Source organism: Clostridium kluyveri DSM 555 (genome assembly GCF_000016505.1).
Classification (GTDB): Bacteria; Bacillota; Clostridia; order Clostridiales; family Clostridiaceae; genus Clostridium_B; species Clostridium_B kluyveri.
In genome coordinates this window covers 2,419,297-2,434,775 of sequence record NC_009706.1, presented here as the reverse complement: position 1 = coordinate 2,434,775, position 15,479 = coordinate 2,419,297, and the positions used below count along the sequence as shown (strand labels likewise).

Sequence of the window (15,479 nt, the reverse complement as noted above, 5' to 3'; positions counted from 1 at the left end):
TGAATTACTCAGGTTTCAATACTTTTAATAAAATCCATAAAAATAATATTTATGGATTTTATTAAAGTGAGATTTGTCGGTTTTGCTGACTACACCTCTAGCTTACTTTAACAACATCTAGAACTTATAAAATCTGAATAATTATAAAATTTAAGGAGTGATACCAATGAATACTCTTAGAAAAAATTATTATAATACAATAGCAATATTGGGATTGTTAATTTGCATTATTTGGGTTATAACAGTTAATACACAACCATTTTCTGATTTTGATTACTACAATAAACTTGCACAACAAATTGCTGAGGGTGGTGAATGGGGAGATACATATACAAGTGTTGGATATTCAATTATTTTAGGATTTATATATTCAATTTTTGGGGTTGATTTAACAGTAGCTAAAATTTTTAATATAACTTTGACGCTTATAAATTATATATTAATTTACAAAATATTGAATAAAATAAATTTAAGTGAAATTAGACGAAAAGTTATTTATACGGTATTTGTTTTCTTCCCTAATAATATTTTTTATACTAGTATAATAGCAACTGAAATATTATTTACTACCATATTACTTACAATAACATTGATATATTATAGTAATACTAAATTAAAATATGTTTTAATTGGAATACTTGTAGCTATTAACGCTATGATAAAGCCTTTTTTTATTATTTTCTTTTTAGTTATTTTTATAGTAGAGTTGTTTCTAAAGTATAGTATTGTACACGTATTAAAACATACCACTATAATATTACTAATCAGTATTATTTGTATTTCACCATGGATATATAGAAATACAAAATTTATAGGTCAGCTTACTTTTATTTCAAATAATGGAGGTATTGTACTTTACATAAATAATAATTCACAAAATAAATATGGTAGATGGATATCCGCTGAAAAAGTAGAAAATTCAGTTGTATTAAAAAAAGAATATATTGAAGCTAATGTGACGCAAAAAAATAAAATTTTAACTACATCAGCTAAAAAATGGATAATCAATCACCCATTACAATTTGTAGAACTTGGATTTAAAAGATTATTTAATACATATTTTATTGCTGACGATATATTTTTTAGTTTAAATGGAGCAAGTTTAAATAGATATATTGAAATATTATTAATTATTTATGTATTTTTGACAAAAGCAATATTATTTACAATAGCAATTATATATATAATTATATACAGCAAAAAAGTAATTGTTAACTTATTAAAAAAAGAAAATATTAATTCTTATGATCTTTATAGCTTGATTTGTTTTTATATGTTCACTTCTGTATATTTTATCACGGAAGGTCAAGGTCGTTATACCTTCCCCTTTATATTTATAATCATTTACTTTTTTTCTTTTTCAGTTGAGAAAATATTTAAAAATGGTATCTTCGTAACAAAGAATACATGATTACGGTCATTGTAACTAGTGGCCGTTTATTTTTTGTTGCCATACAGGTTAATTCATTGCTTACTTAAACTTTTGGTATTTAAAAATATTGACTAAATGATAGAATTAGTGTATTATTATAATAGAACACTATAGTGCGTGGAGGTGATAAAATGAATGATGAATTTGAACCTAATACACCCATATATATTCAAATAATGAATATTATAAAGAGGAAAATAGTAAATAAGGAATTAAAACCTGGGGATAAAATTCCTTCTGTAAGGGAATTATCTGCTTCTTTAAAGGTTAATCCAAATACCATTCAGAGAACTTATTTGGAACTAGAGAGAGAAAATATTGCATATAAACAAAGAGGAATGGGTACTTTTTTAAGGGAGGATGTATCTATGATAGAAAAATTAAAAGGGGAAATGGCAAGAGATATTATATATAATTTTATAAAGGGAATGAAGGAACTAGGGTTTTCTTCTGATGAAATAATTAAAATTGTAGAAGAAAAAGTACAGGAGGTGTAAAAATGGAACCACTTTTAAAATGTAAGGATTTAAAGAAATCTTATTTTAGAAAGTCAGCCTTAAATGGACTTAATCTGGAAGTTGAGGAAGGAAAAATAACAGGACTCTTGGGACCGAATGGAAGCGGCAAAACTACTTTTTTGAAAATTGCAGCAGGAATATTAAAGCAGAGCTCTGGGGAAATACTTATAAATGGAAATAAACCTGGAGTAAAGACAAAATCCCAGGTGTCATATTTGCCGGATAAGGATTATATTTTCAAATGGATGAGAATAAATGATGCCATAGATTTTTTTAAGGATATGTATGATGATTTTGATAAAAATAGAGCTGTAGAACTTTTAAAATTTATGAACCTGGAAGGGGATAGTAAAGTTAAGACTTTATCTAGAGGTATGTGTGAAAAATTTTATCTTACACTGGTGCTTTCCAGAAAAGCAAAGTTATATATATTGGATGAACCTTTGGGAGGAGTGGATCCTGTAACCAGAGAAAAGATATTGGATGCAATACTTGAAAATTATACGGAGAATAGTTCCATAGTTATAACTACTCACCTGGTAAGTGATATTGAAAGATTGTTTGATGATGTAGCCTTTATATCTGAAGGAAAAATAATACTGTCAGGTAATGCAGAAGAGCTTAGAGCTGAAAGGAAAATGTCCATAGATGAGATATACAGAGAGGTGTTTAGTAATGTTTAAATTAGCAAAATATGATCTTAAGGGATGTTTTAAAGATTTTATAATAATGGTTTCTACCATAATAATTTTAAATTTGGCACTGCTTACCAGAATAAATGTATGGAGTTCCGATGCTATATTTTTTTTAAGCTTACTTATAGGGATTGTTGCGTCAGTGGTGGTTTTAATATGGAATATAACTATATTTAGCAGGGATTTATATGGAGATACATCCTATCTTGTATTTACAACACCTAAAAGTGGAAAGAATATATTGATGAATAAAATTGTAACAGCTATTATCCAATGTCTTATAGTTTCTATTATTGTTGGAATCTTTACAGTCATCCTGCTGCAGATTTTAAAACTTACCCAGAATTTTATAGCATTGGATATTACAGCCCTCAGACAATTTATTAATGCCTTTACCCCTCAATTTTGGGTATTAGCCATATTGTCTGTTCTAGCAGTATATATTACATTTTTACTTACCGTATATCTATCCGTAACACTTGGAAGGGTGGCTATAAAAAATAGGAAGTTCGGTAAATTAGGTGCTTTTGGTATATTTATATTATTGTCTTTAGTACAAGTTAAATTGGAAGATATATTTTTAAATATATTTCCACAAACATTTAATTTGAAAGTGAAAAATGTAAATAATATATTTATAGATGTGTTACCCTCGGGAATTGATTTAAATATATCACTTATAGTTTTATCCATAATAATAATAGTGGCTATGTTCTATGCTATAGCATATTTTATAGAAAATAAATTAGATCTATAAATGTAAGAATTAAATAGATTGTTATAAAATGTATTAAATCACTCAGCAGTTCAGATGGAGTTTTGCTCGTAAAAAGCTTTTCTCTATCTGAACTTATTTTATGTACATGGCTTTTATTATATGTAAAAGGTATATTCTATGAGTATTTTAAAATTAAAAAAGAAAATAAAGTAAAAATATGTTGAATTATTTATCTTTACTGCTAATATTATCAGTGATATAATAATTATTGATATTGAAATTCATTATCAATAATTGTTATTTTAAAGAGGTGATTAGTGTTAATTTCAATGTACATAGGAAACTAAAATTTTTTATATTTATAATAATTATTTTAATTTTATCTACTACTGTAGTAATGGCAAGTATTTTAAAGTCAGGTCTACAGAGTGATGCTTATACGGTACTTAAAAAAGGAAGCAGTATAAATAAAATAAATGTTAAAGGCCAAATTGAAAGTGACAATACTGCTGAAGTCTATACAACTTCATCTAATATAATTAAGGAAATTAAAGTAAAGATAGGGGATGAGGTAAAGTCTGGGGACATATTAGCTTTACTGGATACCAAAGACTTGCAAAAAGAAATTGAACAAATGGAAGCTTCCTTAAAAACTACACAGGCAACAAATAAAAGTAAACTGGATAATGCCCAAAAAGCCTATGACAATGCAGAAAAATTAAGTAGGGAAGGTGAAAATTCGCAAATTGCAGCTGCAGAAGGGGCAGTAAATGCAGCAAAGCTGGATCTTGATGACAAGAAAAATACTTATGAAGATAACAAAGTTTTATTTCAGTGTGGTGCAATATCAGAGCAGGATTTAAATAAAAGTGAAATCTCCTTTAAAAATGCCCAGGATACCTATAGTGAATCTTCGGTAGCTTTAAACAATATAAAGGATAAGGTGAATTTGGATTTGAATACTGCTAAAAGTAATTATGAACAGGCTAAATTCCTCTATGAAGATAAGTCGCAGCAAATAGCAATTGAAAGAAAAAAACAACAGTTTTCAGATTGTACAGTTTTGGCTCCTGCTGATGGAATAATCAGCAGTGTTAATGGGGTTGAAGGGAATCCTGCCTCTGGAAGTTTACTTCAAATTCAAAGCACAGATAATATAGTTGCAATTATGGAAGTTAAGGAAGCCGATATTGATAAAGTTAAAAATGGACAAAAAGTGAAAGTGAAAACAGATTCAACCGGGGATAAAATTATTCAAGGGGAAATTATAAAAATAGAGGACATAGCTAAAGAAGAAGATAATGATATGCTTAAGCTCAAGGATGATTCTAATGATGAAGAGGCAAAATTTGAGGTAAAGATAAAAATAAAGGATTTAAATCATAAATTGAAGATAGGTATGAAGGCAACAGCAGATATTATTTTAGAAGAAAAAAACAATGTATATAAAGTTCCCTATGAAAGTATTTTTAAAGATAAAAATGATAATAATTGTATATACATAGCAGAAAAGAAAAATAAAGGCTATTTGATTAAACATGTATCGGTGGCAAAGGGTACGGAATCGGATTCCTATGTAGAGGTTACGGGAAAACACATAAAAGATGGAGTCATTGTGCTGAATAATCCTTTGGATCATGAAGTTGGAGAAACCATTAAAATCAAGTGAAAGTAAGGTGATGGAGTAAAATAAATGTTTTTAACGATTAAAGATGCTATGAAGGCCTATGGATATGGAGAAAGTAAGATACAAGTCTTAAGAGGTACAAGCTTTCAGTTAGAACAGGGGAAAATATGTACTGTGTTGGGGCCATCTGGTTCAGGTAAATCCACACTTCTCAATGTAATTGGAGGATTGGAAACCATAGATTCAGGAGAAATAATAGTAGATGGAATAAAAATTTCAACTTTGGAGTCTGATAGTCTATGTTCTTACAGAAGAAGTAAATTGGGATTTGTATTTCAATTTTATAATCTGGTACCAAACCTTACTGTACTAGAAAATATTGAAGTGTGTGAATATCTTACAGAAAAACCTTTAAATAAAGAAGAATTAATAAAAACATTAGGACTCTGGGAGCATAGAGATAAATTTCCAAGGCAGTTATCGGGAGGGCAACAACAGAGAACAGCTATAGCTAGGGCACTAATTAAAAATCCAAAGCTGTTGCTTTGTGATGAACCAACAGGGGCTTTAGATTATAAAACATCCAAAGAAATTCTTGAATTAATAGAATATGTAAATAAGAGATATGGCACTACAATGATTATAGTGACACATAATGATGCTATAAAACACATGTCTAATAAGGTTGTTAGGGTAAGAGATGGAGGCATTGAGGAATTTTATGAAAATGAAGAAGTAATTTCTGCAAAGGATATTAACTGGTAAATCAAATTTTTTTAACAAGGATAGCTAGATTTATGATATTAAACAAAAGAATATTAAGGGAATTTAAAGATAATATAGTTAAATATGTAGGAATGATGCTTCTGGTTTTAATAAGCTCTATGGCAATTGTAGGTTTTGCGAACTCATCGGATTGTATTATTGAAAGCGGCAGAGAAGCCGCTTTAAAAAATAATATTGAAGATGGTAACTTTGAAATAGAGTCACGATTGGACAATGGGATCTTAGAAAAAATCAGAAAATTAGGTGTAACTGTAGATGAAAATTTTTATGTTGACTATAAAATAAATGACAATCAGAAGATAAGGTTATTTGAAGAGAGAAAATATATAAATAAAGTATCTATGGTAGAAGGTAAAAATTCAAGACAAAATGGCAGGGTGATTATAGATACCCACTTTGGAAAAGAAAATAACTATGCATTGGGAAGCAGCTTGGAGGTAGGTAATAAAAAATATATTATAGAGGGTTATTCAGCGGTTCCAGATTATACTCTTGTGATTGAAAAATTAGAGGATGTGGTGGCAAATCCCAAAAATTTTGGCATTGGTTTTTTAACCAGTGAAGATTTTATTGAATTAAAAGATAAAAAATATTCCTATACATTTAGATTAAATGGAATATCATATCACAAGGTAAAAAATATTTTGCAAAGGGACGGAAAGTTAATATCTTTTATAAATTCAACAGATAATCCTAGAATAAATGGATATATGCATGACAGCCAGAGAAATAAAAATATTGCAGTAATGTTTGGATTTATATTGTTTATAATGATAGCCTTTATGATATCTATGTCCATAATCAACAATATTGACAGGGAAAGTCCTACAATTGGAGCTCTTTATGCATTGGGATATGTAAAAAAAGAGCTTTTAAGACATTTTATGATTCTTCCCATAATTATAGTTTCAGTAGGAGCTATTGCAGGTACATGCATAGGGTTTATAATAGAAGCCTCTTTTTCGCAGACTATAACAACATACTATAGTCTTCCCATTATAAGGAGAGTGTATCCTCCCTATCTATTTTTCATAGGTATAGTAGTTCCAATTCTAATAGTAATTATAGTTAATTACAAAACTTTATCGGAAAGGTTGAAAAGTTCACCTCTTCAACTGCTGAGGAGAGAAAAAAAACAAAACAAACTAAACACAATTAAAATTAAAAAATTCAAGTTCATAACAAAATTTAGATTAAGAGAATTTTTAAGAGAAATAAAAGGTAATATAATTTTATTTTGTGGAATGTCCATAGCTACTTTTCTGCTTGTATTTGGCATTGGAATTAATACTGGCATTTCTACATATATAAAGGACATTGAAAATGAATCAAAGTTTGAATACATGTATATACTAAAACTTCCTATTGAAATCACAGAAAATGAAAGGACTGAAAAAATTACACTTAAGAATCTGTCAATATATTATAAAGTCTTATCACAGGATATGGATATTGTGCTTCAAGGAATAAAGGAAGATACCAATTTTTATGATTTTAAAATAAAAGATGATGATCCGGGGCTATACATATCTGAAAGCGTAGGTAAAAAATTTGGACTGCAAGTGGGAGATTCTATAAATTTAAAGGATACTACAGAGACAAAAATATATAATCTAAAAGTCAAGGGAACTGTTAAATATTCTTCTGGTCTATATGTATTTATGAATCAAAAACAATTAAATTCTTTAATAAATGAATCAGAGAATTATTTTAATGGTTATATATCAAAGGATAAACTTAACATTAATGAAGATTATGTATACTGGCTTACAACAAATAAAAATGTTATAAAATCAGCTAAAAGCATGACTTCAATAATGTTACCTATGATTGTAATAATTATAGCAATTTCAACCATGCTTTTTGTTATAAGTTTATATTTGCTGTTAAAGCTTATGATTGATAAAAGTACCCTAAGTATATCTCTGGTTAAAATTTTTGGATTCAATAAAAAGGAAATTGATAAATTGTATTTAAGTACTTCCCTTTACACAGTTATATTTACTTCAATAATAGCCATTCCTTTAAGTTATATTGCTTTAAAAGCTATTTATCCCAGTCTAATAGCAAATATGCAGTCCTATCTTCAAATAGGGTTAACAATTAAGGACTATTGTTTTATAGCTGCAGTTATATTAGGTTCCTACTTTACAAGTATTACTTTACTAAAAAAATATATAAATAAAATATCCCTAAGTGAAGCTTTAATGAATAGAGATTAGAAGAAGTTATTTAAGAGTCGGGCTATATGGAGGCCTTGATGTAGATTATTAGTTAAAGGAGATTTTATATGGTATACAATAGTTTGCTGGAAGTAATTGAGTCGGCAAAAAAAAGTCCTAATGGAATTACTTTTGTATCTGGGAAAAACAAGGAAAAGCATTTGAATTATGATGAACTGTTTTTAGAGGCTTGTAAAATTCTTGGAGTACTTCAATTGGATGGAATTAAACCTGGGTTTGAATTGGTTTTTCAGATTGAGGATGACGAAAAATTTATATCTGTATTTTGGGCATGCATACTGGGGAAAATTATTCCAGTACCTATTACTGTTGCAAATAAAGATGAATATAGACTTAAATTATTAAAGGTATGGAAAATATTAAATAATCCCTTTCTTATTACAGATAAAAAGATTTTTTTATCAATAGAAAAGTATCTTTTCAAAAATCACAGCACTGAAGAGTATGAAGCAATTAAACACAATACTATTTTTTTAGAGGAAATAAAAGAAAATGAACGCAGCGGCCAATTAATGCAATCCTCTTTGGATGATATAGCTTTTATTCAATTTTCATCAGGCTCTACGGGAGATCCAAAAGGGGTGGTGCTAACTCATAAAAATTTATTGACCAATATTAATGCCATAATAAACTGTGCAAAACTTACAGATGGGGACAGGGCACTGAGCTGGATGCCTCTAACTCATGATATGGGATTGATAGGATTTCATCTGACCACTACAATGTTAAAAATAAACCAATATATAATACCTACAACTTTATTCATCAGAAGACCCAATCTTTGGATGCATAAAGTCAACCAGCATAGAATTTCATTAACCTCATCTCCTAATTTTGGATACAAATATTTCTTATCTCACTTTAAACCTGAATCTGCTGAAGAATGGGACTTATCCTGTATTCGTCTAATATTCAATGGAGCGGAGCCTATTTCTATAGATCTTTGTGAGGAATTTTTAAATAAAATGGAATGTTATAAGTTAAATAAAAAATCAATATTTAATGTATATGGTCTGGCAGAGGCAAGCCTTGCAGTAACATTTCCTTCTGTTAATGAAGAAATGGCAAGTGTACATGTTTTAAGAGGCAGTTTATCTGTTGGAGATAAGGTAATTGAAGGTAAGGGCAATGGCAGTATAAGACTTGCAGATTTGGGAAGTCCGGTAACAGATTGCAGTGTAAGAATTTGTAATGATAATAATGAAATTCTGCCTGATAAAACTCTGGGCAATATTCAAATAAGGGGTGATAATGTAACAGAAAGGTATTATAACAATGAAGAAGCCACCTCTAAACTTATTTTAAAAGATGGTTGGCTGGATACAGGTGATTTGGGGTTCATAGAGAACAACCGTCTAATTGTTACTGGCAGAGCTAAAGATATTATTTTTGTTAATGGACAGAATTATTATCCCCATGATATAGAAAAGGCATCTGAAGGAGTAGAGGGAATTGAACTTGGTAAAATTGCCCTATGTGGCGTTTTCGATAATAGGTTTCAAAGAGATGTTATACTGGCATTTATAATGTTTAAAAAGAAAATTGAAGAATTTATGCCATTAGCTTTAGAACTTAAAAGGTATATAAGTTATAATCGGGGAGTAAATTTGGATTTTATCATACCGGTAAAACATATTCCCAAAACTACCAGTGGAAAAATTCAAAGATACAAGTTGGGTGAGATGTATCTTCAAGGAGAATATAATGATGTTTTAAAAGAAATGGAATATCTTAAGGAAAGACTATGTAAAGACAAAATATATGAAAATCCCATCACAGAAATAGAAAAAACTTTAGTAAGTGTTTGTGGGGAATTTTTACCAGTAAGTTCCATAAATATAAATGATAATTTTTTCGATATAGGAGCCAGTTCAATTATATTAAATCAAATAACTCATAGATTAGAGAGTATATATCCCGAAAAGATCTCAGTTATGGACTTATTTGCATATCCCACTATTGCAAAGCTTGCAGCTTTTCTAGAAAAAGGACAAGCTATAACTTTACCTATACTTAAAATTCCAGAGGAGTTTATTAATAAACGTAGAGATATTATATCTGCGCCGGTGATGTTTCAATTCAAGTTATACCAAGAGCAGTATAAAAGTGTACAGGGTTTATGCCGTAATAAAAATATTAGTGTAGAGGATTTTATGACATCATTGTATATTTTTATGCTTTCTAGGGTTTCAAAAGAGCCTGTGGTTTCAATTCAACTTATGATCCATAAAGAAGATATGGTTTATTCGGGCAGTTACAATATCTCAAAAATGAAAGAATTTTCCCATTTATCTCCAGATAAAATATCAGAAGGAGGCTTTTGGTATTCTATAAATGATGTAGACCAGGTGAGACTTGAAAGAGATAAATCATCATATGCCATATTGCTATACAATAGAGAATTTATGAGCTGCAATGTAGAGCTGCTTAATGTTTATGACATTCTTATGGAAATGAATACAAAAGATGATGAGATAGAATTTTTCTGTGAGTACAATAATTTAAAATTAAGTGCACATGGAATAAGCAAAATGATGAATGATTATGCAAATAGTATTTTAAGCAATATATGAGAGGTGTAAAATGAGTAAATTAGCATTTTTATTTCCAGGACAGGGTTCACAATATGTAGGCATGGGAAAAGCCATGTATGATAGATACCCTTTGGTAAAGCAAATTTTTCAAGAAGCTGAATATACTTTGGAATATAATGTGGCTAAAATGTGTTTTCAGGGAGATATTGAAGAATTAAGTAAAACTGAAATTACTCAACCGGCAATATTAACTGTAAGTTATGCAGCTTTTCAAGTATATATGAAAGAAATAGGTATCAATCCTGAGTTTTGTGCAGGACACAGTTTGGGGGAATATTCCGCATTAACTTGCAGTGGAGTGCTGAAGTTTTCTGATGCACTTGAAATAGTGAGCTTGAGAGGAAAGTTGATGCAGGAAGCAGCTGCCATAAGCGGGGGAATGATGGCTGTGGTACATGGAATGGAAGTAGAGCATATTAGGACAATATGTAAGTCAATATATGAAAGAAAAAATAGTTTAATATGTATTGCATGCTATAATTGCCCGAAACAGGTAGCAGTGTCCCTGCAGGATAATATGTTTGAAATTTTTAAAGTTGAAATAGAAAATTTAGGGGGAAAAGTAATACCTATAAAAGTTAGTGTTCCTTCTCATAGTGATATCATGTATGGTGCTGCCTATAAATTAAAAGAGGCATTAAAAGAATATAAATACAATAATTTTAAATGGCCTGTAATATCAAATGTAACTGGAAAACCTTATATGAAGACAGAGGATATTGTATATAATTTAACAGCACAAATGACTAATCCTGTAATGTGGCAGCAATCAATAAATTACATAAAGGATCAATCCATTCATATTTGTGTGGATATGGGCCCTGGAACTGTTTTAAAAAATTTAACCAGACAGATAACAAGTGATATAACTGTACATTCATTTGAATCCATAGAAAACTTTGAAATTTTAAGAAAAGATTTTTTATTGAATATTTATAATGAAGAAAAAAGTACTGCTCTGAAGTTAATTGACAGGTGTCTAGCTGCTGCCATCTGTACTGAAAATAATAATTGGAACGGCACTGAATATTATAAGGGAGTAATTATACCCTACAGACAAATTAAAAAGATGAGAGAAGATATTGAAAAATCAGCATGTAAATCTAATTTGGAGAAAGTAGAGGAAGCTTTAGATATGTTGAAAATGGTATTTGATACAAAAAAAGTGCCTATGGAAGAGAGAAAAGAAAGACTGAATGAAATTTTAAATGAAATAAATATGAAACAAATATCTTCTTATGTAATAAAATCATAAGAATAGTAGTTAAAATTGGAGGTTTTATTATAAATGGAACACAATTCATTATCTGTGGAAAGTTTCAATGGAATAGAATCATATAGCAGTGAATTTATAGGAATTACTTCAACTAAAGATATTGCAATAATAGGTATGGCGGCAACATTTCCGAAAGCTGAGGATTTGAATGAATTTTGGAGTAATCTAGTTGATGGAAAAGATTGTATAGGTAATTTCCCTGAAAAAAGAAAAGAAGATATTGACAAATATCTCAATTACATTGGAATGTCAAAAGATAAAATAAAATATTTACAAGCAGGATATTTAGATGAAATTGACAAATTTGACTGTAGGTTTTTTCGTTTAACACCTAAGGAAGCGAGCTTAATGAATCCCAGTCAAAGGCTGTTTCTTCAGACTGCATGGAAGACTATAGAAGATGCAGGATACGGGGGCAATAGGTTAGTTGGAAGTAATACTGGTGTGTTTGTAGGATACATAGGAGATTTTCAGGGAGACAAGTATGGAGATATGATTTCTAGAATTGATGAATCAAATAGTGCTATTTCTATAGTGGGAAATCTTTCCTCAATTATACCCAGCAGAATTTCTTACATGCTTGATTTAAAAGGACCAAGCATGCTGATTGATACTGCCTGCTCTTCTTCTCTAGTAGCTATTCACATGGCCTGCAAATCTATACAAAATGGAGAATGTGAATTAGCTCTTTCAGGAGGAGTAAAAGTTTATATTATGCCTCTTGAAAGTAGTGAAAAAATAGGGATAGAATCTTCAGATGGTAAGACTAGAGCTTTTGATGAAAATTCAGATGGTACAGGTATAGGAGAGGGAGTAGCTGCAGTACTTTTAAAACCATTAAACAAAGCTTTAAAAGATGGAGATAATATATATGCAATTATTAAAGGAAGTGCAGTTAACCAGGATGGAAAGTCAATTGGAATAACTGCACCAAATGTAAAAGCCCAGTCTAGTGTAATAATAAAAGCATGGAAGAATGCAGGGATAAATCCTGAGACCATTTCTTATATTGAAGCTCATGGAACCGGAACAAAGCTTGGAGACCCTATTGAAATTGATGGAATAAAAAAGGCATTTGAAAGATACACCCATAAAAAGCAATTTTGTGGAATAGGCTCTGTAAAATCTAACATAGGCCATCTATATGACTGTGCAGGAATTGCAAGTTTTATAAAAGTTGTATTGTCTATAAGGCACAGATATATTCCACCAAGCATAAATTTTTTTACCCCCAATAAAAGCATAAATTTTGAAGACAGTCCTCTTTATGTGAATGATAGATTAAAAAAGTGGAACATCAGGAGCGGCCCCCTCAGGGCAGGGGTAAGTTCATTTGGATTCAGTGGGACAAATTGTCATATTGTTTTAGAAGAAGCTCCTTTTGAAAATAATTTAGAAAAACCAGAAGTTAATTTTGAACATAATATTTTTGTGATATCTGCTAAAACAGAAAAAACTTTAAAGGAACTTATATTAAAATATAATACTTTTTTAAAGAATGCAAAGGACATAAATTTTAAGGATATTTGTTATACTGCCTCAACAGGCAGAAAGCATTATAATTTTAGGATAGCTGTTATTTCAAAAGATACTCTTGATTTAAGAGAAAAACTGGATTATTTGTGCTGCACTGATAGTTATGAATCCGTTAAATATAACAGTAATATTTTCTATGGCTGTAATATCTTAACTGGTGAAAGAGAAAAGATTAATATTAGTTTGGAAGATGTAATGAATAGATTTTTTCACCACAGTAAATCCATGGATGTGTTAAAAGAGATCTGCAGTATGTATGTTAAAGGAGCAGACTTTAAATGGAGCAGATTTTATAAAAATGAAAGGAGAAAAAAAATAAGCTTACCAACTTATTCCTTTCAAAAAGAGAGATGTTGGCTGGAAATACCTGATGGTATTGAAAAAAATGTTCACTTGGAAAATAAATTAGAGGATTATGAGGTGATTTTAAAAGGAAAGAAAGAAAACGAGAAATATTCTGATATTGAAATATTATTAGCTAGGATTTGGGGAAAAGAACTTGGCTTTAGAGAAATAGATATATTTGAGAGTTTTTATGAACTTGGGGGAGACTCCATAATGGCTGTAAAGATTGTAAATAGTTTAAATAAAAAAATAGGAAAACAAATTAATATTTCACAGGTATTAAAATATCAGACAATATATGATTTTGCCAGATATTTAACTCACAGTAAGTCTGATAATATTAAATGTTGTTATGAAATACCCAAGGCAGCAGAGATGGAGTATTATCCCTTATCTTCAGCACAGAAAAGGCTTTATATATTGAGTCAATTAAATCGCTCTGATATAAACTATAATATGCCTTTTGCAGTTGTTATCCATGGAAAAGTGGACACTAAGCGTTTTGACGATACATTTAAAGAATTGATTAAAATTCATGAGGCATTTAGGACATCCTTTCATATTGAAAATGAAGAGCCTGTTCAAAAAATAAGTTCAAATGTGGAATTTGAAGTGTATCATAAAAATTTGAATTTAGATAGTGTTGAAATGTTCATTGAAAATTTTGTGAGGCCCTTTGATCTAGATAAGGCTCCTTTATTGAGGGCAGCTCTTTTAAAAATCAATGAGGATAAATATGTGATGATTATTGATATGCATCATATAATTTCAGATGGAACATCTATGGGAATTTTACTTAAGCATTTTGCAGACTTATATAATGGGTTAAAAGTAAGTGAATCAAAGCTGTACTATAGAGATTTTGCAGTTTGGCAGAGACAATTCAGTAAATCTGAATATATGAAAAAGCAGGAAAAATACTGGAATAATTTATTTAAATCAGGAGTGCCGATTTTAAATATGCCTACAGATTATGAAAGACCTGAAATCCAGGGTTTTCAAGGGGATATACTTAAAGTTACTCTGGATGAAAAATTGACCTCTAGTATTTTGAATTTTTGTATGAAAGCTGAAAACACTTTGTTTATGGTTTTATTATCTGGCTATTATATTTTGTTATCAAAATATAGTGGACAGGAAGATATAGTTGTAGGTTCTCCGGTAGCTTGTAGGCCTAATTCAGATTTACAAAATATTGTGGGAATGTTTGTTAATATGCTTGCACTTAGAAATAATGCTTCTATGGACAAATCCTATAGGGAGTTCTTATATGAAGTAAAATATAATGTTTTAGAGGCTTTTGAAAATCAGGATTATCAATTTGACGATTTAGTGGACAGTATTCTTACCACTAGAGAAGCGGCTAGAAATCCTATATTTGATACAGTTTTTGCACTGCAAAATATGGATATTCCAGATATTAAGATAGATGGACTTAAATTAACACCTTTTGATGAAAATAAAAAGTGTAAATTTGATATTACTTTTGAAGCAATAGAAAGGGAGGATGTTATAAATTTAAATGTACAATATTGTGTGAAACTTTTTAAGAGGGATACTATGGAAAGATTCGTAAGAGACTACATTAATATATTAAAAACTGTGGTTAAAAATCCAGATATAAAATTAAAACAAATTGATATAGAATATAATCTTAAATTGCTTGAAGAAGCTTCTTTAGATGAAGTGGAATTTGATTTTTAGACAAA

The 15,479-nt window shown here is 29.7% G+C and carries 10 protein-coding genes; all 10 read left to right on the top strand.

The genetic code is table 11. The features are described from left to right. Positions 1-166 precede the first annotated feature (166 nt). The 10 genes from CKL_RS11580 (at position 167) to CKL_RS11535 (ending at position 15,474) form a co-directional block, all read left to right on the top strand. Complete coding sequence (locus CKL_RS11580) at positions 167-1,411, top strand: hypothetical protein (protein WP_012102709.1); 1,245 nt, start codon at positions 167-169, stop codon at positions 1,409-1,411. A gap of 152 nt (positions 1,412-1,563) precedes the next feature. Further along, positions 1,564-1,929, top strand: coding sequence for a GntR family transcriptional regulator (locus CKL_RS11575; RefSeq protein ID WP_012102708.1), 366 nt, complete (start codon positions 1,564-1,566; stop codon positions 1,927-1,929). Between the two features lie 2 nt (positions 1,930-1,931). Further along, positions 1,932-2,633 (top strand): ABC transporter ATP-binding protein, encoded by a 702-nt coding sequence (locus tag CKL_RS11570; protein ID WP_012102706.1) that lies wholly within the window; start codon positions 1,932-1,934, stop codon positions 2,631-2,633. After that, on the top strand, positions 2,626-3,402 hold the full coding sequence (locus CKL_RS11565) for a hypothetical protein (RefSeq protein WP_012102705.1): 777 nt from the start codon (positions 2,626-2,628) through the stop codon (positions 3,400-3,402). Before CKL_RS11570 ends, CKL_RS11565 begins: the two co-directional genes overlap by 8 nt. Positions 3,403-3,760: 358 nt before the next feature. After that, the gene (locus tag CKL_RS11560) at positions 3,761-5,032 is read left to right on the top strand and encodes an efflux RND transporter periplasmic adaptor subunit (RefSeq protein ID WP_148204842.1); all 1,272 of its coding nucleotides are present in this window, start codon (positions 3,761-3,763) and stop codon (positions 5,030-5,032) included. Positions 5,033-5,056: 24 nt separating this feature from the next. Beyond that, on the top strand, positions 5,057-5,755 hold the full coding sequence (locus CKL_RS11555) for an ABC transporter ATP-binding protein (protein WP_012102703.1): 699 nt from the start codon (positions 5,057-5,059) through the stop codon (positions 5,753-5,755). A gap of 32 nt (positions 5,756-5,787) precedes the next feature. Continuing rightward, positions 5,788-7,998 carry an ABC transporter permease gene (locus CKL_RS11550; protein ID WP_012102702.1) on the top strand — a complete coding sequence of 737 codons (2,211 nt, stop codon included), beginning with the start codon at positions 5,788-5,790 and terminating at the stop codon, positions 7,996-7,998. Positions 7,999-8,066: 68 nt separating this feature from the next. Further along, positions 8,067-10,592, top strand: coding sequence for a non-ribosomal peptide synthetase (locus tag CKL_RS11545; RefSeq protein WP_012102701.1), 2,526 nt, complete (start codon positions 8,067-8,069; stop codon positions 10,590-10,592). A 10-nt stretch (positions 10,593-10,602) separates the two neighbouring features. Continuing rightward, positions 10,603-11,868 carry an ACP S-malonyltransferase gene (gene fabD / locus CKL_RS11540; protein ID WP_012102700.1) on the top strand — a complete coding sequence of 422 codons (1,266 nt, stop codon included), beginning with the start codon at positions 10,603-10,605 and terminating at the stop codon, positions 11,866-11,868. A 33-nt stretch (positions 11,869-11,901) separates the two neighbouring features. After that, the gene (locus tag CKL_RS11535; protein WP_012102699.1) at positions 11,902-15,474 is read left to right on the top strand and encodes a condensation domain-containing protein; all 3,573 of its coding nucleotides are present in this window, start codon (positions 11,902-11,904) and stop codon (positions 15,472-15,474) included. Positions 15,475-15,479: the final 5 nt, after the last annotated feature.

Bases quoted from the DNA above. Each gene is read 5' to 3' on its own strand.
- fabD (WP_012102700.1), top strand. From the start codon at position 10,603: ATGAGTAAATTAGCATTTTTATTTCCAGGACAGGGTTCACAATATGTA.
- CKL_RS11575 (WP_012102708.1), top strand. From the start codon at position 1,564: ATGAATGATGAATTTGAACCTAATACACCCATATATATTCAAATAATG.
- CKL_RS11550 (WP_012102702.1), top strand. From the start codon at position 5,788: ATGATATTAAACAAAAGAATATTAAGGGAATTTAAAGATAATATAGTT.
- CKL_RS11545 (WP_012102701.1), top strand. From the start codon at position 8,067: ATGGTATACAATAGTTTGCTGGAAGTAATTGAGTCGGCAAAAAAAAGT.
- CKL_RS11535 (WP_012102699.1), top strand. From the start codon at position 11,902: ATGGAACACAATTCATTATCTGTGGAAAGTTTCAATGGAATAGAATCA.
- CKL_RS11570 (WP_012102706.1), top strand. From the start codon at position 1,932: ATGGAACCACTTTTAAAATGTAAGGATTTAAAGAAATCTTATTTTAGA.
- CKL_RS11580 (WP_012102709.1), top strand. From the start codon at position 167: ATGAATACTCTTAGAAAAAATTATTATAATACAATAGCAATATTGGGA.
- CKL_RS11565 (WP_012102705.1), top strand. From the start codon at position 2,626: ATGTTTAAATTAGCAAAATATGATCTTAAGGGATGTTTTAAAGATTTT.
- CKL_RS11555 (WP_012102703.1), top strand. From the start codon at position 5,057: ATGTTTTTAACGATTAAAGATGCTATGAAGGCCTATGGATATGGAGAA.
- CKL_RS11560 (WP_148204842.1), top strand. From the start codon at position 3,761: ATGGCAAGTATTTTAAAGTCAGGTCTACAGAGTGATGCTTATACGGTA.